This window comes from Marinobacter sp. LA51, from assembly GCF_030297175.1.
In the GTDB taxonomy this organism is placed as follows: Bacteria; Pseudomonadota; Gammaproteobacteria; order Pseudomonadales; family Oleiphilaceae; genus Marinobacter; species Marinobacter apostichopi.
This window is the reverse complement of sequence record NZ_AP028070.1, coordinates 3,046,880-3,067,683: the sequence shown is the minus strand read 5'-3', so window position 1 is coordinate 3,067,683 and position 20,804 is coordinate 3,046,880. Positions and strand designations below refer to the sequence as shown.

21 protein-coding genes are annotated in these 20,804 nt (G+C 58.0%); 9 read left to right on the top strand and 12 right to left on the bottom strand.

The window, feature by feature from the left end:
- Positions 1–28 precede the first annotated feature (28 nt).
- The 3 genes from QUE89_RS14250 to QUE89_RS14240 form a co-directional block, all read right to left on the bottom strand.
- Complete coding sequence (locus tag QUE89_RS14250; RefSeq protein WP_286220729.1) at positions 29–814, bottom strand: HpcH/HpaI aldolase family protein; 786 nt, start codon at positions 812–814, stop codon at positions 29–31.
- A 175-nt stretch (positions 815–989) separates the two neighbouring features.
- On the bottom strand, positions 990–2,333 hold the full coding sequence (locus QUE89_RS14245; RefSeq protein WP_286220728.1) for an ATP-binding protein: 1,344 nt from the start codon (positions 2,331–2,333) through the stop codon (positions 990–992).
- Positions 2,320–2,985 carry a response regulator transcription factor gene (locus QUE89_RS14240; RefSeq protein WP_286220727.1) on the bottom strand — a complete coding sequence of 222 codons (666 nt, stop codon included), beginning with the start codon at positions 2,983–2,985 and terminating at the stop codon, positions 2,320–2,322. Before QUE89_RS14240 ends, QUE89_RS14245 begins: the two co-directional genes overlap by 14 nt.
- Positions 2,986–3,274: 289 nt before the next feature.
- Between QUE89_RS14240 and QUE89_RS14235 the strand changes: the two genes are divergently transcribed.
- Genes QUE89_RS14235 through QUE89_RS14225 form a run of 3 tightly spaced genes read left to right on the top strand, consistent with a single transcriptional unit; the run spans position 3,275 to position 6,514 of the window.
- Entirely contained in the window at positions 3,275–5,029 is a 1,755-nt protein-coding gene (locus QUE89_RS14235) for a copper resistance system multicopper oxidase (RefSeq protein WP_286222902.1), read from the top strand.
- On the top strand, positions 5,026–5,775 hold the full coding sequence (locus QUE89_RS14230) for a copper resistance protein B (protein ID WP_286220726.1): 750 nt from the start codon (positions 5,026–5,028) through the stop codon (positions 5,773–5,775). Before QUE89_RS14235 ends, QUE89_RS14230 begins: the two co-directional genes overlap by 4 nt.
- 46 nt (positions 5,776–5,821) lie before the next feature.
- A complete protein-coding gene (locus QUE89_RS14225; RefSeq protein WP_286220724.1) occupies positions 5,822–6,514 on the top strand; it encodes a c-type cytochrome in 693 nt (230 codons plus the stop codon).
- 41 nt (positions 6,515–6,555) lie between these two features.
- On the opposite strand, the gene QUE89_RS14220 is transcribed toward QUE89_RS14225, so the two are convergent.
- Positions 6,556–7,371 (bottom strand): ion transporter, encoded by an 816-nt coding sequence (locus QUE89_RS14220; protein ID WP_286220723.1) that lies wholly within the window; start codon positions 7,369–7,371, stop codon positions 6,556–6,558.
- 219 nt (positions 7,372–7,590) lie between these two features.
- Between QUE89_RS14220 and QUE89_RS14215 the strand changes: the two genes are divergently transcribed.
- The gene (locus tag QUE89_RS14215) at positions 7,591–8,976 is read left to right on the top strand and encodes a hypothetical protein (RefSeq protein WP_286220722.1); all 1,386 of its coding nucleotides are present in this window, start codon (positions 7,591–7,593) and stop codon (positions 8,974–8,976) included.
- Here QUE89_RS14215 and QUE89_RS14210 read toward each other — a convergent pair.
- Positions 8,973–9,431 (bottom strand): EVE domain-containing protein, encoded by a 459-nt coding sequence (locus QUE89_RS14210; protein WP_286220721.1) that lies wholly within the window; start codon positions 9,429–9,431, stop codon positions 8,973–8,975. The two genes, QUE89_RS14215 and QUE89_RS14210, sit on opposite strands and share 4 nt — an antisense overlap.
- A 17-nt stretch (positions 9,432–9,448) precedes the next feature.
- Positions 9,449–10,177: a PAQR family membrane homeostasis protein TrhA gene (gene trhA / locus QUE89_RS14205; RefSeq protein ID WP_286220720.1), complete on the bottom strand. Its 729-nt coding sequence runs from the start codon at positions 10,175–10,177 to the stop codon at positions 9,449–9,451.
- A gap of 340 nt (positions 10,178–10,517) precedes the next feature.
- Between trhA and QUE89_RS14200 the strand changes: the two genes are divergently transcribed.
- The gene (locus QUE89_RS14200; RefSeq protein WP_286220719.1) at positions 10,518–11,435 is read left to right on the top strand and encodes an AEC family transporter; all 918 of its coding nucleotides are present in this window, start codon (positions 10,518–10,520) and stop codon (positions 11,433–11,435) included.
- On the opposite strand, the gene QUE89_RS14195 is transcribed toward QUE89_RS14200, so the two are convergent.
- Positions 11,432–12,085, bottom strand: a complete 654-nt coding sequence (locus QUE89_RS14195; protein WP_286220718.1) for a cation efflux transmembrane domain-containing protein — start codon at positions 12,083–12,085, stop codon at positions 11,432–11,434. The two genes, QUE89_RS14200 and QUE89_RS14195, sit on opposite strands and share 4 nt — an antisense overlap.
- An 85-nt stretch (positions 12,086–12,170) precedes the next feature.
- Complete coding sequence (gene cadR / locus QUE89_RS14190; RefSeq protein ID WP_286222901.1) at positions 12,171–12,629, bottom strand: Cd(II)/Pb(II)-responsive transcriptional regulator; 459 nt, start codon at positions 12,627–12,629, stop codon at positions 12,171–12,173.
- Between the two features lie 509 nt (positions 12,630–13,138).
- Here cadR and QUE89_RS14185 point away from each other — a divergent pair.
- A complete protein-coding gene (locus QUE89_RS14185; protein ID WP_286220717.1) occupies positions 13,139–13,381 on the top strand; it encodes a hypothetical protein in 243 nt (80 codons plus the stop codon).
- Positions 13,382–13,403: 22 nt separating this feature from the next.
- Here QUE89_RS14185 and QUE89_RS14180 read toward each other — a convergent pair whose 3' ends face one another.
- The 4 genes from QUE89_RS14180 to QUE89_RS14165 all read right to left on the bottom strand — a co-directional run bounded on the left by QUE89_RS14180 (position 13,404) and on the right by QUE89_RS14165 (position 16,632).
- The gene (locus QUE89_RS14180) at positions 13,404–14,927 is read right to left on the bottom strand and encodes an FAD-binding domain-containing protein (protein WP_286220716.1); all 1,524 of its coding nucleotides are present in this window, start codon (positions 14,925–14,927) and stop codon (positions 13,404–13,406) included.
- On the bottom strand, positions 14,924–15,067 hold the full coding sequence (locus QUE89_RS14175; RefSeq protein ID WP_286220715.1) for a DUF2256 domain-containing protein: 144 nt from the start codon (positions 15,065–15,067) through the stop codon (positions 14,924–14,926). Before QUE89_RS14175 ends, QUE89_RS14180 begins: the two co-directional genes overlap by 4 nt.
- Positions 15,068–15,142: 75 nt before the next feature.
- Complete coding sequence (locus QUE89_RS14170) at positions 15,143–15,775, bottom strand: SCO family protein (protein WP_434784074.1); 633 nt, start codon at positions 15,773–15,775, stop codon at positions 15,143–15,145.
- Positions 15,772–16,632: a cytochrome c oxidase assembly protein gene (locus tag QUE89_RS14165; protein ID WP_286220714.1), complete on the bottom strand. Its 861-nt coding sequence runs from the start codon at positions 16,630–16,632 to the stop codon at positions 15,772–15,774. Before QUE89_RS14165 ends, QUE89_RS14170 begins: the two co-directional genes overlap by 4 nt.
- 149 nt (positions 16,633–16,781) lie before the next feature.
- Here QUE89_RS14165 and QUE89_RS14160 point away from each other — a divergent pair, with 149 nt between their 5' ends.
- The 3 genes from QUE89_RS14160 (at position 16,782) to QUE89_RS14150 (ending at position 20,761) form a co-directional block, all read left to right on the top strand.
- A complete protein-coding gene (locus tag QUE89_RS14160; RefSeq protein WP_286220713.1) occupies positions 16,782–18,470 on the top strand; it encodes an HAD family hydrolase in 1,689 nt (562 codons plus the stop codon).
- Between the two features lie 124 nt (positions 18,471–18,594).
- On the top strand, positions 18,595–19,311 hold the full coding sequence (locus tag QUE89_RS14155) for a response regulator (protein ID WP_286220712.1): 717 nt from the start codon (positions 18,595–18,597) through the stop codon (positions 19,309–19,311).
- A complete protein-coding gene (locus tag QUE89_RS14150) occupies positions 19,298–20,761 on the top strand; it encodes an ATP-binding protein (protein ID WP_286220711.1) in 1,464 nt (487 codons plus the stop codon). The genes QUE89_RS14155 and QUE89_RS14150 overlap by 14 nt, the downstream gene beginning before the upstream one ends.
- Positions 20,762–20,804 lie beyond the last annotated feature (43 nt).

Below are 20,804 nucleotides of genomic sequence, written 5' to 3'. Positions count from 1 at the left end.
ACTCTTTTCTGACGGCAAAAGTGATATTTCAGCGTGATAAGCGGGCGGAGCCAGAGCGACTCGAGGCGAGATGGGATTTAAGGTGTCGGAAAAGGAGGCTGCGGTCTTCTCCCAAGAGAAAGACTCGTGTTCCCCACTCATGCCATTCGTTCAATTGGGCTGAAGTTCGGGGTAATGCGCAGAACTCCACCTGGAGACCGCGGCAGCTACGCGCAATCGCATCAATTGCCTCGGTGACTTTCGGGTGAAGCGGCTCGCCGGGACAACCCAGGGACTGCGACAGGTCCACAGCACCGGGCAGCACCCAGTCCACGCCGGGAACGCTCATAATCGCGTCCCGGTTTTCCAGGCCCTCCTGGTCTTCAATCATCAGCACCACCAGGATTTCCCGGTTGGCCCGCTGCAGGTAGTCTTTCAGTGGCAGCGTGCCGAAACCGGTGGTTCGTCCGCCCGTGATACCGCGCCGTCCCATCGGCGCGTAGCGGGCCATCTGGACTACGTCGTGAGCTTCTTGAGCCGTGCGAACCCGGGGAACAACAATGCCTTGGGCACCGCTGTCCAGGGCCCGCGTAATCGATGCGTAATCGGCACCCGGTACTCGTACCAGAGGGGTAACGGAGGCGCACTCCGCAGCGCGAATCATGTGCTCAAGAGACTCGGGGTTGGTGGACATATGTTCCGTGTCCAGGATGACAAAGTCGTAGCCGGAATAACCGATCATTTCGACCATCCATGGGCTGGGGACAGCGTTGAGAAGGCCGTAAACGGAACGGCCTTCGGCGACTGCCTCGCGTGCCTGATTGATTGCAAGCAAAACCAACTCCTCTTAATGCAAATCTAAATGAGAAACATTTGCAAATAAGGGTAATCGATTTTTGATCTGCTAATCAAGGCTGGTTGGGTTGGTGCCGGGTCAATAAGTGGGTGGGCGCTGAGAGCTTCCCGGAAATCATCGCGATTTGACGGCTTGGACGTTCAAGCCAGAGAATCTATACGGAGGGAGCAACGAGTTCGACTGTTGCAGAGAGGCCGCCGTTCTTGTTTCGTTTAATAATCAGGTTTCCGCCGTAACGGCTGACAATATCGTTTACGATTGCCAACCCAAGGCCATGCCCCGATATCTGTTCGTCCAGTCTTAATCCGCGTTTGCCTAGCTGACTTATCGCCTCCTCGGCGACTCCAGGTCCATCGTCGCTAATGGTGATCGTCAATTTCTTTCGATTGGCCATAAGCCTTAGCTCAACACAATGGGCCGACCATTTACCGGCGTTATCCAAAAGATTTCCGAGTATTTCATTGAGGTCGTGCTGTTCTAAGGGCCAGTGGGTCTCTTCCGTCAATTCAGTGGAAAGCTCAAATGACTTCTCCGGGTATAAACGCCCGAGCATCCAAAGGAGGTCCCTGGCTTGGTCAACCGGCCTTGAGTTTTTACCGGCCTGTGGCCCGGCGAACCGGCTGCGGCGCATTTCTGCCTCAAGCTGTTTGTCGAGGCTGGCGAGTCGGTCCCCCATTTCCTGTCTCAGGTCATCATCAAGCGCTCGGGAGGTGTCTTCAAGAACCTGCCTGACGGCGGCAATTGGGGTTTTTACACTATGGGATAAGTTGGCGAGCGCATCACGGGAGCGTTCGAGCCTTTGATCAAGCGAATCGAGAACCTGGTTAAGCTGTTGTACGAGGGGCCGGAATTCTTCAGGGGCCCGTACGTGAATTCGCGTTGTTTCTCCGGTTTGCAGCTTTTTCAGCGCTGCCTGCAGTGAGCCGATTGGTCGCATTGAGAGTGCAATGGCGATCCAGATCACCCCCACAAGTAACAAGATAAGCAAAATGGATACGATCGCGGTCCAGGCATGCAGCTCCGCCTGGCTGTTGTGCAGCGCGGCCATGTCTTCGGCAACAATGACCACTATAGGCTGGTTATTTACCCGGAAGGATTTCCGGAATGCCAGGATGTCGCCCGGCGCACTTGGGCTCTCGCTGTTCCGAACCCTGACCGTTCCTTGTTGGCCCGGCTCAAGCAAGGGGCTGAGCAGTGCTCCCCAATTCTGCGGTGAGATGAGTGTCTGAGTCGGAGACTGAATGGCGAAGGCATGGTGAAAAACTTCCTGGAAGTAGTCACCTGTCTGAAGCGCACTTATCTTGCCGTCGGATTGGCGAATCTGGTGCTCCAGAAAGGCGACTTCGTCTTTTAACCGGCTTTCGACGAAGTCCTGGGACATTCGTTCAAGCAGAATGCCGTGTATGAGCCAGGCGATTGCCATCAAAGCAATGCCTGACGGTAGCAAGAGCGCCAGGAGTGTCCTCTTGATTGAGGTGGGCTTTTTAAAGGGCGTCATCAAACAGATATCCCTGGCCGCGTCGCGTTGCTATGGTCTCAGCGCCGACAAGTTTTCTGAGGCGGCGGATATAGGCCTCGATAACATTGTCACTGGGGTTTTCGTTCAGGTTGTAAAGCTGTTCCATCAGCTGTTCCTTTGAAAATACGTGCCCCGGGCGGCTCATCAGGCAACGAAGCAGGCGGAACTCAGTGCCGGTCAGGCTGCGTTCGGTGCCATCCTGCATTTTCAGGGTTTGGCGATTTTCGTCCAGTTCGTAGGCGCCGGCTCTTACCGAGGACTGCACTCGTCCTTCACTGCGCCGGACAATGGCATTCAGCCTGGCGATTAACTCTTCTGTCTGAAACGGCTTGGCGAGGTAATCGTCGGCACCCGCTTTCAGGCCGTCTACCTTGTCCTGCCAGTCACCGCGAGCAGTGAGGATCAGCACTGGGAAATTGGCGCTTTTTGATCGCCACTGTCGAAGCACATCCAGGCCGTTTCCGTCGGGCAAGCCCAGGTCCAGAATGCTAATTCGGTAGTCTTCTTGCTGGCCCAGAGCAATCGCTTCTCTGGCTGTTTGCGTGGTATCCACGCTGAATCCCGCCTTCTCCAGCTGGCCCGAGAGACCCTCCGCCAGCAAACGATCATCTTCGACCAGCAATAATCTCATCGCCTTCTTCCTGTCCGGTGGAGTCCAAGTCCGCTCGAATATCGCCGATGAACCTGAATCGAATCTGAATCGTTAATTGTTTGTCATTTTCAGAAAGGATTCAGCTTAGTGGGCGACGGTATCCATCGTACCCGCTAAGTGCTCATCGTCACGAGCAAGCAGCCATCTTTTTATAGGTCAAAGATCAGGAGACGTATTGATGAGTGCACCAAGACTCGTAACTGCCCCATTGCCTAATTCCGTTTCAAGGACGGCCATGGGCGCCGGGTCGCACCAGAGCGGCCACTCCATGAAAACGGCTTTTCTGGCAGGTGCCTTAAGCCTGCTACTACCCGTGATCGGGTTGGCGGGAGAGTACAACCTGACGGTCGACCGGGTCGAAATTGATACAGGGGATTTTGTTAAAACAGGTATTGGCTATAACGGCAAATCTCCTGGCCCGGTGCTCCACTTCAAGGAGGGGGAGAAGGTTTCAATCAATGTGACCAACAATCTGGATGAGATGACCTCCATTCATTGGCATGGATTGATCCTTCCGTTTGAGCAGGACGGTGTGCCGGGTATCAGCTTCCCGGGAATTAAGCCGGGGCAAACCTTCACCTACAACTTTCCGATCACCCAGTCAGGCACCTACTGGTTTCACAGTCACTCGGGTTTCCAGGAGCCCGATGGCGCCTACGGTGCCATTGTTATTGAGCCGGAAGGGCGTGATCCCTTTCGGTATGACCGTGAGTACGTGGTTCAGCTAACCGACAAACACCCGCACTCGGGTGACCGCATTATGCGCAATCTGAAAATGATGCCGGACTACTACAACCGTGAGCAGCAGACGGTTGGCGAATTCTTCTCGGACGTTTCTGATCAGGGCTTCATGAATACGGTGAAGGATCGCCTGGCTTGGGGCGGCATGCGGATGATGAAAGCCGATGTCGAGGACCTGCAGGGGTTTACCGGCCTTATTAATGGCAAGGGGCCTGATCAGAACTGGACGGGGCTCTTTCAGTCGGGCGAACGGATTCGCCTGCGTTTTATCAACTCATCGGCCATGACCTATTTCGATGTTCGGATACCCGGTCTGGATATGACCGTTGTGCAGGCAGACGGCAACAATGTTCAGCCCGTTACTGTGGACGAGTTCCGTATCGGTGTGGCGGAAACTTACGACGTCATTGTGCGTCCGAAAGATGAGAAGGCCTATACCATTTTTGCCGAGTCGATGGGGCGCTCTGGCTACGCGAGGGCAACGCTGGCGCCGAAAGAGGGCATGGAGGCCCCCGTTCCTGGCTTGCGTAAGCCGGCACGGTTAACCATGGCAGATATGAGCGGAATGCACGGCATGGATCATGGCGACATGGGGGGAATGGAAGGCATGGACCATTCCAAAATGGGCAAAATGGACCATTCCGAGATGAAGAGCATGGGCCATGCTGGGATGAGCGACATGGATCATTCTGGAGTGAAGGCCATGGATCACTCCGCGATGGGGCACGGCTCAGAAATGCCTGCCGGTGGTGCCAGCGATCCCTTCTACGCCGAGGGTAGTGGCCTGGTTCCAACGGCAGCCAATGGCGGCAAGTTCCTGTCTTACGCCGATCTGAAAGCGCAAAATCCTCTGTACGAAGAGCGCGAAGCCACTCGGGAGATTGAGCTGCGTTTGACCGGCAACATGGAGCGCTACACCTGGAGTATCAACGGCGTTAAATACGAGGATGCTGATCCTATCCGGCTGCAGTATGGCGAGCGGGTTCGGTTCAAATTCGTCAATGAGACAATGATGACGCATCCCATGCACCTGCACGGCATGTGGTCGATGCTGGACGTTGGCGCGGGTCAGTTGAATCCCGTCAAGCACACGATCAGTGTTCAGCCAGGCACTACGGTGTATATGGAAACCGAGGTGGATGAGCCAGGCCAGTGGGCCTTCCACTGCCATCTGTCTTACCACGCAGCAGCGGGAATGTTCCGTAAGGTTATTGTGGAAGGGGGGCCGGAGAGCGCCCAGGCGGTTGAAGCGGGCACCGGAAGCACAGGAGGTGAGGCATGAGTCGTGGAATCTCACTGATTGCGCTGGTTGTATTGGGCTGGGGCCTGATGCCAACCGTTACCTCCGCCCAGGAGCAGATTGAGGACACTACCGCACGAAAAATGCCCCTCAAAGTCTGGGGCGCTCAGTTTGAAGAATTTGAGTACCGCTACAGCGACGATGACGAAGAGCTGGGGGTCTGGAACGGAGATGTCTTCTATGGCACCGATGAGCTGAAAGTTCGCTGGCTGACAAAAGGCGAGTACGCCATCGACGAGCAGGCGTATGAGCAACTGGAGAATCAGCTGGTCGGTCAAATGCCTATATCTGATTTTTTCGATGCCAAGGCTGGAGTGCGTTTCGATACGCCTGAAGGTCCCGACCGCACCTATGCCGTTGTCGGGATTACAGGGCTTGCCCCGCAATGGTTCGAAATCGACGCGAATCTCTATGTGAGCGAGGAAGGCGATTCCTCAGCAGAGTTGGACGCTGAGTACGAGCTTTTGCTGACCAATCGGTTGATTCTTGCTGCTGCGGTTGATGCGACGGTGGCTTTTAGTGAGGATCGCGAAATTGGGGTTGGCAAAGGCCTCGTGTCCACTGAAACCGGGCTAAGGTTAAGTTATGACTTGGTCGACCGTTCCTTCTCTCCCTACATCGGAGTGGTGCATGAGCGCAAATATGGGGACTCGGAAGACTTTGCGAGGGCCGAGGGCGACGGTGCTGAAAGCTGGTATGCAGTTCTGGGTGCCAGGCTTTCTTTTTAACGGTCCCAGAGGAACCTGAATACATTAAACCAAGCGGGGGTAAACAATGCGCATCTTGTACAGCGTGCTGATCGCGGGTGCAGTGCTAGCGCTGAGCGGCTTTGCGTTCATTCACAGCGGCATCTACAACGTGACTGCAATGGAAGAGCACAGCGCTTTGGGCAAGTGGGCGCTGCACACTACGATGAAAAACTCGGTGGAAGCGAGGGGGTCAGAGCTTGATGTGCCGAGCGATCTGGCCAGCGAAGAGATGATTCGTCAGGGCGCTCGGGGCTATGACCAGCTTTGCGTTGCCTGCCACCTGAAACCGGGCCTGGAGGATACGTTGCTCAGGCAGGGACTGAACCCAATGCCACCGTCACTGACGGAGGCAGGACGCTTTGACCCGGCCGAGCAGTTCTGGATCATCAAAAATGGCATAAAGATGACGGGTATGCCTGCGTGGGGTGTCACTCATGACGATGAGGACCTCTGGGAAATCACGGCGTTTATCCAGCGCCTCCCCAGCCTTTCAGAGTCAGAATATACTCGTCTGACACAGCCTGAAGAAGGTATGCAGGCGAAGGCCGACGACGGCCATGACCATGACCATGGCAACATGGATGGCATGATGGGCGCAGGGTCATCATCGCAGGGCGAATCCTCACACGGCGCACCGGGTCACCACGGTGAAAAGGAGCCGAAACAGGCGACAGAACCTGAGGCCGACGATCATTACGCGGACGGCCACAGTCATTGAATCGAGCTAGAGCCTGATCTTGCTGTCGGGCAAGAGCCCGACTATTTCTCCAGTTTCGCTGTCAGCTCGTCCAGCTTGTGCTGGACGTTGTGAAGCTGCTTAACGATTTCGTCCCGCTCATCGTGCGCCTTTTGAGCCTCCTCGGCGTTCTGCTCCTCACTCATCACTTCCAGAATTGCACCGATCATCATGTTCAGAAACACGAATGCGGTCAGGAAGATGAAGGTCAGGTAGTACAGCCAGCTGAGCGGATACTGCTCCATGGTGGCGTACATGACGTCAGTCCAGTCTTCGAAGGTGGCCACCCGGAACAGCGTCAGCATGGCAATGGCCACGTCCCCCCATAGCTCGGGATCAACTTTGGCGAAAAAGATTGAGCCCATGGCGGCGTATATGTAGAAAATGATGAACATCAGCAGGGCGATGTAGCCCATGCGCGGAATCGCCTTCAGCAGCGAATTGATCAGGAAACGCAACTCCGGCACCACCGACACCAGGCGCAGCACCCGGAATACCCGCAGCAACCGGCCCAGCAACACCGCGTCGGAATTGTCGAGGGGAATCAGACTGCCAATCACGACGATGGTGTCGAACAGGTTCCAGCCGTCCAGCAGGAACCGGCGTTTGGCCGGGCAGGCGGCAAAGCGGAATAGAATCTCGATCAGGAAGAACGCGGTAATGGCGTTGTCCATGCCGGTCAGGCCCTGTTCTACCCACGGTGGCAGATCGTAGGTCTTGGCCCCGATGGTCAGCGCCGACAGGATGATGATGGCAATGACAGCGCCCTGGAACAGCTTGCTGGACTCAATCCGGCGCAGGTGCTCGGACGCCGAGGAGGGGCTTAATTCGGATGACATGGCTGACATCAACTCCAGATGATTCACGAAAGAGCGGAATTCTAAAGGGCGGCGGCAGGATTGGATAGCCTGAATGCGGGACTGGCCCGGCAACCGCTAAGTTCTCAAAGGGAATAAACCTCGCTTATTCAGTGAGATCAGGAATATTGATTCGCGGAATCTGGAAACCCTTTCCATACTCAACTCGCTAACAATAAAACCAAGAGCGAGTGGATTCCCATGTCAGAGAGACCCGAGTTACCCGGATGGCGCTGGGGGCCGTTTACCTTTCGCCTGCCTTTTTACCATACGCGTCTGTGTTGGCCTGAATTCCTTCAGGGGCTGTTTGTCTCTGCCGCCACCGGTATGGCGCTGATTCCGGTCATGACCGCGTTCTTCGGGCTGAGCTTTGAGGAAGCGGTAGCGCTGTCGATGATTCATGCCTCATTGATTGCCTCTGCGGTGATCGTCTTTGGCGAACCCTACGCCGGCGGCTGGATTACGCCCGCGTTACCGCTGATCCTGGCGTTTGTTATCGGCGGCTACGAAGACCCGGTTAGTCGGTTCCAGGCGATGACGGCTCTCAGTCTGGTATTCGCGGGGCTGGTTCTGTTCCTTGGGATCACCGGATTGGGCCGGCGATTTGTGGTCTGGCTACCGGACACGCTCAAGGCCGGTATCATCCTCGGTGCCGCCATCGCCGCGCTCAAGCGCGTGTTTGTCGACGACGCCGAGCGTTTTCTGCTGGAGCAGCCGATTGCCACCGGGCTCGCCTGTGCTATCTGCCTGATCTTCACCTTTTCGGTGCCGATGCAGAAACTGAAAGAGCGTAACAGGTTCTTTTTCATGCTCGGGGCATTGGGTTTGCTACCCGGTTTCCTGGTCGCGGCGGTGGTTGGGCCGCTGGCGGGTGAAGTTAGTTTTGATATCCAGTGGGGCATTCTGGTGCCGCCCCTGGGTGACGCCCTGGCCAAGGTTTCACCGCTGATGATTGGCTGGCCGTCCCAGGAGATGCTCATCCAGAGTGTTCCGCTGGCACTGATTGCCTACATCATCCTGTTTGGTGACCTGGTTACCGGCAACGAAGTGCTGCGAGATGGCCTACACGCGCGCAAGGACGAGCACGTTGACATCAATCTGAACCGTTCGCATTTCTCGCTGGCGATTCGTAACGCCGTGATGGCCATTGTGGCGCCGTTCTTCCCGACCCAGGGCGCGGTCTGGACCGGCGTGCATGTGATTGTGGTGCAGCGCTGGAAGCAGGGGCCGAAGGCGATGGGCAGCCTGCACAGTGGGCTGGCCTCTTACTACCTGATGGGCCTGCCATTTATTTTCTTCCTGTTGCCGCTGCTAACTGGCCTCAAACCCTTGCTGGGTGTGGCTTTGTCGCTGACGCTGGTGTTGACCGGTTTTGCCTGCGCGTACATAGCAATGGGGATTCCGCGAGATAATGCCTCGCGCGGCACGGTGGTGCTGATTGGGGCGGCGCTGGCGTTCTTCGAGCCCTGGATTGGCTTGTTGATCGGCGTGGTGGCAACTATTGCGCTGGTAGGCTGGGACAAGAGTCCGGATCCGATTCCGCACGATGAGCGGGACGAGGAGCCGGTAGCGGTGAACCAGAACTAGCCGGCATGGCCCAGGATAATCTGCCACTCTTTCTCGCTCACCGGCATCACCGAGAGGCGGCTGCCCTGGCGGAGCAGGGGCAGTTCTTCCAGCCCGGGCAGGGACTTGAGTTCCTTTAAGGGAATCAGGCGTGGCAGTTTGCGCACCAAGGCCAGGTCCACCGCTTGCCAACGGGGTTTCTCGGGCGTGCTCTTGGGGTCGTAATAGGGCGAATCCGGCTCGAACTGAGTAGGGTCGGGGTAGGCGCTGTGCACCACTGTGACAAGGCCCGCGATGCCGATGTGGGCGCAGCTGGAGTGGTACAGGAGGACGTCGTCGCCCTCACGCATCTGGGCCAGGAAATTCCTGGCCTGGTAATTACGCACCCCGTCCCACGGGATCGACTTGCCAGCAGACTGCACGAAATCTTCGATGCCGCACTCAGAGGGTTCGGATTTTACCAACCACTTCGCCATCGTGCGGTCTCTCCTGATCAGGTTACGTGTGGCAGAACGCCAAAGTATATCGCGCTGAAGTGGCAGGCGCTGCCACCAATCACAAATAGGTGCCAGATAGCGTGCATGTAGGGAATCCGGTCAGCCAGGTAGAACACCACACCGACGGTGTAGGCCAAGCCACCGGCAATGGTGAGATTCAGCGCGGTTTCGCTCAGATTGGCGACCAGGTCTGAGGAGGCAAAGGTGATCAGCCAGCCCATGGCGATATAAATCCCCACGCGAGCCAGTTTGAATCGGTTCTTGAAAATCACCTTGAGCACCACGCCGGTTAGCGCCAGCGACCAGATTACCGCAAACAGCGTCCAGCCGACGGTACCTCGCATGTTCACCAGCAAAAATGGTGTGTAGGTGCCGGCAATCAGCAGGAAAATGGCGCAATGGTCCAGGGTTTTGAAAGCGCTTTTCAGCTTTGGATGGCGTGCGCCGTGGTACAGCGCCGATGCCACGTAAAGCAGTATCAGGGAGGCGCCAAATATAGCGAAACTGACTAGCTTCCAGATATCGCCGAGCTGGCTGGCACCGACAATCAGGGCAACCGTACCGATTACGCTCAGGATTGCGCCCAGGCCGTGGGTGGCACTGTTTAGCCATTCTTCAATCCGCTGGTGCACCGTGGCCTCGGGGGCCTCGGGGGCCTCGGGGGCCTCGGGGGCATCGGTGGCAAAGTCTGTAGTGCGTTCTTTCGAGGTTTCCTCGGTGCTCATTGGAAAATATCCGTTGGTCGACATGGCGGTAAAATACTTGAGCGTACAAGTGTACGCAAACTTTTAAGGTGAACGTTTTATGATCATTTTAAGGGGGTTTGAATGACACAAATAAAAAAAATCTAATTCCAGATTGATCTGTTTGTCCCTAAGCTTTCGTAAGCTAATTGAGTTCGAGGACGCCGACGTTTCATCTACTCGGCTTCGAAGTCATTGAAAGCGTTGAGCGATAAGCATTATTGGGCAGCAGGGGCCTCCTTGCTGCCCTTTTTTATTGCTGATGCGTTTCTGGGTACACTTGCCAGCCCGGTCTCTCAAATAGTTCCTGTCTGGAGCGTTCATGGCTGCTGCACTGGCGTTGTTTTTCAAGCTTATTCCCCTGTACGTGACGGTCGCACTCGGCTGGGTGGCGGGACGCTACCTGGAAGCCAGTGGCAAGCACATCGCCGGCATCATGCTGTACATCGTCACGCCATCGGTGGTGTTTTCCGGAGTGATGGCGGCACCACTGTCGCCGGAAGTTATTTTCCTGCCGTTCCTGATCTTCGGACTGTCCTGTGTCCTTGGCATTGTCCAGCTGAAGCTGGCGCAGAGGGTGATCACCGACGGCAGTGCCAGTTTGATTCCATTGTGCGTGGGCTCGGGCAATACTGGCTATTTCGGGGTGCCGGTGGCGTTACTGCTGTTTGGCGAGGAGGGTCTGGGGCTTTACATCGTGTGCATGCTTGGCACCACCCTGTTTGAAAACTCGGTAGGCTTTTACCTGGCAGCCCGCGGCCGGCATGACCTGAAATCCGCCCTGTTGCGGGTGGTGAAGCTGCCATCGGTGTACGCCTTCCTCGCGGCGGTGTTGCTGAACCTGTCCGGGGCTCGCATCCCGGACCTGTTCCAGCCGCTGTTCGATAACCTGCGGGGTGCCTATAGCATCCTGGGAATGATGATCATCGGCATGAGCATCACCAGCTTCCGGGGACTGGCGGGTAATATCCGCTTCACCGGGCTGGCGTTCTTCGGCAAGTTTGTCGTCTGGCCCGCGGTGGCCATCCTGTTCTGGTGGCTGGATGCTTACGTACTGGGCATATACGAGCCGGCCGTGCACAAGGCCATTTTTCTGATTTCCATTACCCCGATTGCGGCCAACACGGTGGTCATTGCCACCATGCTGGATATTTCGCCGAGGCAGGCGGCAGGCACCGTGTTGCTCACCACTCTGTTCGCGCTCGCCTTCATTCCGGTGATGATTTCGCTCGCGTTCTAATGACTGCCGGTGCCCGCGGATACCGGCTGGGGACTGGCGCTGCGAGCGGCAGCAATGTCACTGCGTGCGTGACGCATCACACTGATGCCGGAAGTCATCGCCAGGGTGCCCATGATGCCGGCCACCGCCAGATCCGGCCAGGCGGTGCCCGTACCGAACACGCCCAGGGCCGCAACCATCACTGCGACATTGCCGATGGCGTCGTTGCGGCTGCATAGCCATACTGAGCGCATGTCCGAATCGCCGCTCCGAAACCGGAATAGCATCAGGGCAACAGTGACGTTGGCGACCAGGGCCAGAAAACCCACAGCGCCCATGGTCAGGGGTTCCGGTGTCAGTCCGCTCTGGGCAACCCAAATGGCGCGCAGCCAGACCACCAATCCGAACACCGCCATGGTCAGTCCCTTAATCATGGCTGCCCGCCCACGCCAGGCCAGCCCCATGGACAATACGCTCAGGGACAGCACATAGTTGGCGCTGTCGCCAAAAAAGTCGATGGCGTCGGCCATCAGTGATACCGAGCCCGACTGGAAGCTGGCCCAGCCTTCGACGAGGAACATCGCCAGATTGATCCAGAGTGCAATCCACAGAGCCCGCCGGAAGCCGGGCCCAGGGGAATTGGATTCGGGTGGAGAACAACTGCACGCCATGATGAAAACCTCCTGCTGAAATTTTCACTCAGTTAAAACCCTGTAGTTACTACAGAGTCAACGGGTATTTCTGGCAAGTCATCACTCAGCCGTGGCCCTGACCATGGGTGCCAGGCACATGATTGTGTGTATTGGAGGTTTCAAGATCTTCGAACTCGGTCGAAAGGCCTTCAAGGATGCCGCATTCCTGGACCGTCCGGCCTTCCGTGCAGGCTTTCTGAAGTTTCTCCAGCGTTTGCTCAAGGCTGGCAAGTTCCCGCCTTCGTTCGCGAACGTGGTGGAGATGTTTGGCTAGCAATGTATCCACGCCAGCGCAATCCGCCTCCGGATTCTCGGCTAAGCGGATCAGTTCGCGAATTTCGTTTTGCGCCATATCCAGGTTCCGGCAGCGCTTGATGAACAACAGACGATCGAGGTGGGCTTGGCGATAAGACCGGTAGCCGCTGGCAGTGCGGTCAGGTTCAGGTAGCAGGCCGATCTTTTCATAGTATCGAACGGTTTCAACAGAGATGTTGGCACGCTTCGAAATGTCGCCAATTTTCATAGACATCCGGTCCAGGGCTCGTGTTTTGAGAGTGTGATTCTCCGGTGTCAGGAGCTGAGCGCTCTCACCATGGTTTTCCCGGATGGTCTGGACAACGATCGCACCGGGAAATGTTCGGCTGGGGAGCGCGCAGGCGTCCTAGTCGGCCGCACTTGATATAGATCAAGCCTACCTCAGTCTGCCGCATAATTTCAGCTCCAGTTCAGTATTCTGGCGTCTAATGATTGAAGACAACTGCAGCGACACTGGGGGATTTTCTAATGATCTTAATGAAACCGTTTATAGCACTGGTTCTCTTGGTGTTGGCTCCAACTTTGGGCTTTGCCCATGGTAGTGACGGGCCTTCGTCGGGACACGGACCGGGTATGATGATGAGCCCGCAACAGATGGAGCAGATGCATCGAAACTGGTCAAGAATGGACAACATGATGGGACAAGTTCCAGAGGTCGGCTCACAGGACGAGCGAGAGCGTCTAATGAGAGAGCATCGGGAGGCTATGAGAGAGCAAATGGAATTAATGCACCAGGGAATGATGGGGCCTGGGATGATGGGGGGACGAGGTCACGGCATGATGGACGACGATCACAGACAGGGCATGATGAATAACCCGTCTGGTGCCAGTAATCGTTCCAACAAGTCTGAGAGCACGAGTGTCGATCAACGGATGCAGCGGATGGAAGATCGAATGAATCAGATGCAACTGATGATGGAACAGATGCTCCGGCATGAGCAGCAGCAATATCAGGACTGAGGTAGACCTTTCTTCGGGCGTGTTAATCGAACAAGGATAGCTGGTCCGCGTCATCTTCTGCTTTTCGCGGAACCGATGGGCGTCTTTGAACAGGTCCCTTGCGGCTACCGTGTCGCTGCAGCACGCGGTCGGTCTCGGTGTGGGAAACGTGCTGCTTGCGGAACTCGCCGATGGCCTTGCGTGCCGCCCGGGCGGCCTGTTCGTGGTCGCACACCGGCAGGGTGTAGGTGTTGCCGCCGTAGCGATCTTTCTGGGCCGGCGTCATCAGCCAGGGTGTATGGATCAGGTCCACCGGAACGCCCTGCAGCTCCGGCAGCCAGCGCCGGATAAATTCACCGTCCGGGTCCAGTTTCTGGCTCTGCAATACCGGGTTGTAGATGCGCAGAGCGTTGATACCGGTAAGTCCGGACTGCATCTGCACCTGTGGGTAATGGATGCCCGGTTCGAAATCGGTGAACTGGCGGGCCAGGTGCAATGCCGGGTCGCGCCAGTGCAGCCAAAGCTGGTAGCTGGCTACTGCCATCAGCATGGCGCGCATGCGAAAGTTGATCCAACCGGTGTGGTGCAGGGCTCGCATGCAGGCGTCCACCAGGGGCCAGCCGGTCTGGCCTTCCTGCCAGCGCTGGAGTCGTTCGGATTTGCCGGGGCCCGCCTTCAAGCCCTCCAGCTCCCGGTGCATGGCGCGAAATTCCAGTTCCGGTTCGTCCTCCAGTTTCTGGATGAAATGGCAGTGCCAATGCAGCCGGGAGCGAAAGCTAGTCAGGCTGCGCTGTTTTCGGGGCAGGCTGCTGGGGTGCTGGCCGGTGTTTTTCGCGCCCTGGTAGATTTCCCGTAAACTGACCGTGCCATAGGCAATGTGCGGGCTCAACCGGGAGCAAGCGCGCACGGCACTGACCGGGCTGGAAATGTTGTATTGATAGCCGACGCAGCGGCGTTCCAGAAAAGAGGCCAGCAGTTTGTCGCCGCGTTGACTGCCACCGGCCTGCCGTTCCGGGCAGGGGGCGGAATCGGCCAAGGGCAGGCCACCGGGCGCATTGGCAAAACCCGTCAGACCATCCGGCGTGGTCAAGCCAGCCGGCGCGGGTGTCGGCTGCCGGCGCATCAGCTGCGACCAGGCCTTGTCCCACAGATCCCGATCCTGCAGGCGGCGAACTACACCGAACTGCTGCCATTCCCGAAAGTCGATGCCCTGCTCCTGGCACCAGCCGACAACGTCCCGGTCGCGATCAAACGTCCACTGGCCACCGGTTTCCTGATGACAGAATACCCGCTGGATGTCGTAGGCCGAGTTCAAACGTTCCAGGGTCTGTTTGACCAACCCGGTCACCACCAGCAGGTCGGCGCCGAGGTGCCGGAGCTGGCGGCGCAAATCGGTCAGCGACTCCTCAATGAATGCCCACTGGCGGGCGGAGGTGTCGGGCAGTTGCCAGTACTCGGGCTCGACCACGTAAAGTGGAATGACCGGTTCACCGAGCGCGGCCGCGGCCTCCAACGGATCATGATCGCGGGTGCGAAGGTCCCGCTTGAACCACACTACGGTCGTCACTGGCCATGGCTCCGGCTGCGCCGGCAGCGCTCACTGCAGTAACGCACATTGTCCCAGTCCCGGGCCCACTTTTTGCGCCAGGCAAACGGGCGCTGGCACACCGGGCAGGTTTTGGTCGGCAGGTTTGGTTTCTTGTGCACGAGGGTGGTCCAGATCTCCTGACAGTAGACAACACATACGCGCCTGCCGCGGCTGGAGATCTGTCAGGCGATAGCTCAGGAGCGCGCAGATTCGGCGGCAAGGGTGGTCAGGTCTTCACTGATCTGCTCGGTGGAGAGGCCTGGCCGGAGCAGCAGACGGGCATCGCCATCCCCATCGAACACGTACACCGCCGCACTGTGGGAGACCTGGTAATTACCCTCGGTATCCGGTTGGTCATAACCGAAGGTGGTGCGGTAACGCTTGGTGAATTCGCGCAGGGTGGCTTCCTCACCGGTTAGTCCTACCACGCCCTGGCCGAAGAAGTTGACGTAACTGGCGATGCGTTCCGGGGTGTCCCGGTTCGGGTCGACACTGACAAACAGGGTGGTGACTTCTCCCTGCAGATCGTCAGGCATTTGCTTTATGGCGGTGCGCAAACCACTCAGGGTGGCTGGGCAAACGTCCGGGCAAGAGGTGAAGCCAAAATAAACCAGGCGGATCTGGCCCGCCGAGTCGGTTTCGGTCACCGGATTGCCGGAGGTGCCGGTCAGCTTGAACTCCAGCTCCGGCATCAGCCCGCTGATGTCTTTGCCGTGCCAATTCTCCTCGTCGCCCAGGCAGCCGGTCAGTATCAGCGAGAGCGACCACACCAGCACGAACAGAGCGGCAGGGCGAAGCCGGGCCAGAGGCAGGCGCAGTGGCATCATGGGGTTGATCCTTCTGTTATTGGTTGGCGAGATTGACGAGATTGGCGATTAGATTGCCCTCCGTCCTCATGCATGGCGCGGCGTAGAATGATCAGGATGCCGACGATGCTCATCATCGCCGGCGGAATCCAGGTCAGCAGCCCGCCCAGAAGTTGGTCGGTTTCCGGCGGCATCGGCCAGGCGCGGCCGCAGACTTCGTACACGTCGTACACCATGCCTCGGGAAAACACGATCCAGGCCCCGAGAATCATCTGTGGTATTGCCACCAGTGCCAGCAACAGGATGCGCTTGCCGTACCCTAAGGCATCACTGACCGCCGGCAAACGCGAATCCAGAATGAGCCACCAGAACAGCAGGCCATCGAGCAGCATGCTCCAGTTCATCAGCCAGTACAGTTGCCGGCTGAGCATGGCGTCGAAATGGATTGGTGGCCAGAGCCAGAAGAAGATCAGGCCGACAAACAGAAATGCAGCAATGGCCGGTTGTTGCAGCAGCCGGTACAGCCAGCCTAGTGGGGCAAGCAGACGGCGGCTGCCGGGGCCGGCGAAGCCATACCAGTAGCGGGCAATGGGCAGGGGGTTGGACAGGGCAATCAGGATTGGCCCCAGGTGGTGAAGAATGAGGTGCTGGCCGCGGTGCACGAAGAACATGTACTGGGAATAATAATCGAACCGGGTCTGCATCACTGTGTAGCAGAGCATCACTCCGAGCACGAAGGTGACGATACGAAGTGGCCCCGGGCGCTCGGCTGCCGGCATCCGGAGCAGGGCTATACCGTACAGGCCCAGCACGGCCGCGAAGCTGAACACGGTCAGTGGCGAAAAATCGTAGGGCAGTAAATAGCCGGCGGCAGACATAGAGCGCACTCTGTAGTGAACAAGTAGTGAGCGAGTAGTGTGCAAGTTTCCCTGGCACGGGTTATCTTTTTTGTCAGAGCCCTCCGAGTCTTACCGTCATGGGGACGGATTTCAAGGCCGGTTCGAGCAGTTTCCTACGGAGAGAGTGTATGGCCCGATTCAGCGACTCCATCGCGGCGCCTTCGGTATTGATCTTTGACTGGCACGGCACACTGGTAGACACCCACGATGCCATGTTCAGCGCCATGGAGGACATGCTGCCGCAATTGGAAGACCTGAACCTGGTGGAGCGGCTGCTGCCAGAGGCGAAATGCCGGACCCCGGACGATGCCCGGTTGGTTCGCTATATCCGTATCTTCCGCCGCCTGCACCCACGGATTCTGGCCGAACGCCGGGTCTCCCGCACCGATATTTTTAACGCCATTTTCGGCGAGGATCGGGACGCCAAACTGATTGCCCACAAAGCCTACAACGAGGCCTATCGCCGTTACTTCGGCAAGGTGAAACCGTTTCAGCCGGGGGCCTACGAGTACCTGTCGGCGCTCAAGGCCATGGGCATCAAATTGGCGGTCTCCACCAACCGGAACCGGGAGTTTCTCGACAAGGAACTGGTGACCGTGGACGAGGGCCGCTGGCAGCATCTGTTTGACGCCACCGTGTGCGCCGATGATGTCACCGAGTACAAGCCCGACCCGGAAGTGATTCTCAAAACCCTGGATAAGTTGGGGCTGCCGGCAGACGGCCGCGCCTGGTATGTCGGTGACAGCTACGTCGACATGCTGACTGCCAACCGTGCCGGAGTCGCCGGTGTGTTTTACAACGGCGCCTGTTGGGAGCCGCAGCGCATCGACAGCTGGTTCTCCTACCGGGATGCGCCCTCGGCCGTCCTTGACAGTTTTGAGGATCTGCTGGACTTGCTGGCGCTGCTGGAACGGAGTCAGCCCAAGGCCTTTCGCCAGGCCCCCGCCGAAGTGCGCCCGAAACCCTTTCCGCCACCGGAGCGGCCGGAACCCCGGGTGGAGGCCGACTGGCATCCGGCGGTGGTCAAGCTCATCCGGCCGTCGGTGGTGCTGTTCGACTGGCACGCCACCCTGGTGGATACCCTGGATGCCATGTACCACGCTGTAGATGACATGCTGCCGGATTTTCACAAACTGGACCTGATGGGGCGAATGGTGTCCCCTGAGGACAGCAAAACCCCGGAAGATGCCCGGCTGGTGGCCTATGTGCGCGAGTTTGCGCGCCTGCATCCGAAGGTGAAGGCGGACCGGAAAATCTCCCGGACGGATATTTTCGAGGTACTGTTTGGTGATGATCAGGAAGCCAAGCAGGTTGCCCACCGGGCGTTCAATTTTCACTACCGTAACCATTTCGGCACGGTGAAGGCGTTCGAGCCCAAGGTGCGGGAGGTGCTCGAAGGGCTGCGTCGGCTGCATCGGCAAGTGGGCGTGATTACCAATCGGGACCGGGAGTTCTTTGAGCATGAGCTGGCGGCTGTGGAGGAAACCGGCTGGACCCATCTGTTTGATGTCGATGTCTGTGGTGACGACACCCCGCTGCGCAAACCCCATCCTGACCAGTTGCTGCTGGCGGTGCAGAAGCTGGATTATCCGCCCGATCCCAGCGTCTGGTACGTGGGTGACAGCACCACCGATGTGATCGCGGCGAAACGGGCCGGCATGACCTCGGTGTTTTTCAACGGGGCCCAGTGGGATCAGCCCTGGCTCAATCGCATCTTCCCTGGCACCCACAAACACCCCGACAAGCCCGATGTGGTGGTGAATGACTTTTCGGAATTCTGGGCCCTGGTGCTGGCCTGCGAAATTGGACCTCCTTAAACTTGGCCCCTGAAACCGGCAGAGCCCATATCCGGCGGCACTCTTGGGCCGAAAGTCAGGCCAACGGAAGTGCAGATCTGCTAAGGTGGCGCACACTTCAACGACAACAACAAACGACCAGACCATGACCGACACCAAAGCATCGATTCTCGTGGTCGATGATGACGCCTCCATCCGAGAGCTGCTTCACGAGCATCTGTCCCGGGTTGGCTACGGCATCCATACCGCGGAAGACGGCGACCAGATGCGGGCGCACCTCAAAAGCTTTTCGATCGACCTGATCGTGCTGGACGTGATGATGCCCGGTGACGATGGCTTCACCTTGTGCCGGGAGGTTCGCGAACATTCCCAAGTGCCCATTATTATGCTCACCGCCAGTTCCGATGAGACCGACCGGGTAGTTGGGCTCGAGATCGGCGCCGACGATTACCTGGCCAAACCGTTCAGTGCCCGGGAACTGCAGGCCCGGATCAAGGCACTGTTGCGCCGGGCTCAATTTGCCCGGGTTGAGAACCCGAGGTACGTGGTGTTCGACCGCTGGCGCCTGGACACCCTGACCCACGACCTGATCGACGAGCAGGGCAGCAAGGTGTCTATTTCTGGTGCCGATTTCGCGCTGTTGCAGCTGTTTCTGAGCCATCCGAATGAGGTGCTGGACCGTGACACCATTTCTGGAGTTACCCGCGGCCGTGAATCCACGCCGCTGGACCGGGTGGTCGACGTTGCCGTCAGCCGGTTACGGCAGAAACTGGGTGACCAGGGTAAAGATCCGAAATTGATCAAGACGGTGCGTGGTGCAGGTTACCTGCTGGCGGCCACGGTGAATCATGCCTTCGAGTGAATTCTCACTCTGGCGCAAACCCCGGCGCTGGATTCCGTCGTCGCTGCTTGGCCGGGTGTTGTTGTTAACCCTGCTGGCCATGGCCACGGCCCAGGTTATTTCCAGTATGGCTTGGGTTGGCGCGTTTAAAACCCAGCGGGAAGAAGGCCTGGTGGTGACCACCCGCAATCTGGCGCAATCGGCCGCGGCCACGGCTCAGTTCTTTAATTCGCTGCCATTGGAATACCGGCACATCGTGCTGGACCAGCTGCGCAACATGGGTGGCAGCCGTTTCTTCGTGTCGCTGAATAACAAGCGCATCGATATGAAGCCTTTGCCGGAGACCGAACTGAAACAACTGGCCACCGACGAAGTCCGTTCCGTGCTGCGGCGTCGTCTGGGCAGGGACAGCAACCTGCATGTCGAGTTTGTGAGCCCGGATGACCTGCGCATTCTCAATACCGAACTGCCGCTCGACGCCTTGCCTCCATCCTGGGCCCATTATTCGCTGACCCTTGAGCCCTTGAATCCACCGGTACTGGTGATGCAGATTGAGGTAGCCGAGGATGACTGGCTGTACCTGGCATCGCCGCTGCCAGCGCCCTATGTCTCATTGGAAGACGAGGGAGTGCCGGGGCAGCAGGTGTTTTTCCTGGCGGTCATGATCGGGGTGTTGTTCCCGGTACTGGCGTGGCTGATTCGTCAGCAAACACGGCCGCTGCGCAAGCTGGCGAAGGCCACCCGGGATCTGCCCCTGGACGATGACCAGCCGGCACTGAAGGAGCAGGGCAGTGCCGAGATTGTCGCCGTCACCCGCAGTTTCAATACCATGCGCCGGCGGCTGCAAAATTACCTGAGTGACCGGGAACAGTTGTTTCGCGCCATCTCCCACGATCTGAAAACACCGATTACCCGTCTGCGCCTGCGCATCGATCTGATTGACGACGAACCCATGCGGGAGCGACTGGAAGCCGACCTGTTGGAGCTGGAACTTTTGGTGAAAGGCGCCTTGCAGTCTCTCAAGGACACGGACATTCATGAGAACGTGGAGCCGGTGGATGTCGGGCGGATGCTGGACCGGATGGCGGAGGCTTATCGCACCAATGGCACCGAATTACTGAAAATCAGTGGCGAATGCCAGCCCTATCGGGGTAAGCCCCTGGCATTGAGCCGCTGCCTGGGCAACCTGGTGGACAATGCCATCAAATACGGTGAGCGGGCGCAGGTGCAGCTCGATGACACAGCGGAGCAACTGGTGATTCGGGTGGATGACCACGGCCCCGGCATTCCGGAGGCTGAACTCCAGCGTATTTTCGAACCCTATTACCGCCTGGATCAAGCTCATCGACAGGGCCACGGCCTGGGGCTGGGCATCGCCCGCAACATTGCCCAGAATCATGGTGGTGACCTGAACATCAGCAACCGGCCCACGGGTGGCCTGCAAGTGGTGCTGTCGCTGCCGCGTCATTAAACGGCCACCCATCAGCCCGCGCCTCAAGAACCCATGTAACAGC

What these genes read in the sequence shown, in the direction of transcription:
- QUE89_RS14245 (WP_286220728.1), bottom strand. Translation starts at nt 2,333, where the DNA reads ATGACGCCCTTTAAAAAGCCCACCTCAATCAAGAGGACACTCCTGGCG.
- QUE89_RS14240 (WP_286220727.1), bottom strand. Translation starts at nt 2,985, where the DNA reads ATGAGATTATTGCTGGTCGAAGATGATCGTTTGCTGGCGGAGGGTCTC.
- QUE89_RS14235 (WP_286222902.1), top strand. Translation starts at nt 3,275, where the DNA reads ATGAAAACGGCTTTTCTGGCAGGTGCCTTAAGCCTGCTACTACCCGTG.
- QUE89_RS14230 (WP_286220726.1), top strand. Translation starts at nt 5,026, where the DNA reads ATGAGTCGTGGAATCTCACTGATTGCGCTGGTTGTATTGGGCTGGGGC.
- QUE89_RS14225 (WP_286220724.1), top strand. Translation starts at nt 5,822, where the DNA reads ATGCGCATCTTGTACAGCGTGCTGATCGCGGGTGCAGTGCTAGCGCTG.
- QUE89_RS14220 (WP_286220723.1), bottom strand. Translation starts at nt 7,371, where the DNA reads ATGTCATCCGAATTAAGCCCCTCCTCGGCGTCCGAGCACCTGCGCCGG.
- QUE89_RS14215 (WP_286220722.1), top strand. Translation starts at nt 7,591, where the DNA reads ATGTCAGAGAGACCCGAGTTACCCGGATGGCGCTGGGGGCCGTTTACC.
- QUE89_RS14210 (WP_286220721.1), bottom strand. Translation starts at nt 9,431, where the DNA reads ATGGCGAAGTGGTTGGTAAAATCCGAACCCTCTGAGTGCGGCATCGAA.
- trhA (WP_286220720.1), bottom strand. Translation starts at nt 10,177, where the DNA reads ATGAGCACCGAGGAAACCTCGAAAGAACGCACTACAGACTTTGCCACC.
- QUE89_RS14200 (WP_286220719.1), top strand. Translation starts at nt 10,518, where the DNA reads ATGGCTGCTGCACTGGCGTTGTTTTTCAAGCTTATTCCCCTGTACGTG.
- QUE89_RS14195 (WP_286220718.1), bottom strand. Translation starts at nt 12,085, where the DNA reads ATGGCGTGCAGTTGTTCTCCACCCGAATCCAATTCCCCTGGGCCCGGC.
- cadR (WP_286222901.1), bottom strand. Translation starts at nt 12,629, where the DNA reads ATGAAAATTGGCGACATTTCGAAGCGTGCCAACATCTCTGTTGAAACC.
- QUE89_RS14185 (WP_286220717.1), top strand. Translation starts at nt 13,139, where the DNA reads ATGGAATTAATGCACCAGGGAATGATGGGGCCTGGGATGATGGGGGGA.
- QUE89_RS14170 (WP_434784074.1), bottom strand. Translation starts at nt 15,775, where the DNA reads ATGATGCCACTGCGCCTGCCTCTGGCCCGGCTTCGCCCTGCCGCTCTG.
- QUE89_RS14165 (WP_286220714.1), bottom strand. Translation starts at nt 16,632, where the DNA reads ATGTCTGCCGCCGGCTATTTACTGCCCTACGATTTTTCGCCACTGACC.
- QUE89_RS14160 (WP_286220713.1), top strand. Translation starts at nt 16,782, where the DNA reads ATGGCCCGATTCAGCGACTCCATCGCGGCGCCTTCGGTATTGATCTTT.
- QUE89_RS14155 (WP_286220712.1), top strand. Translation starts at nt 18,595, where the DNA reads ATGACCGACACCAAAGCATCGATTCTCGTGGTCGATGATGACGCCTCC.
- QUE89_RS14150 (WP_286220711.1), top strand. Translation starts at nt 19,298, where the DNA reads ATGCCTTCGAGTGAATTCTCACTCTGGCGCAAACCCCGGCGCTGGATT.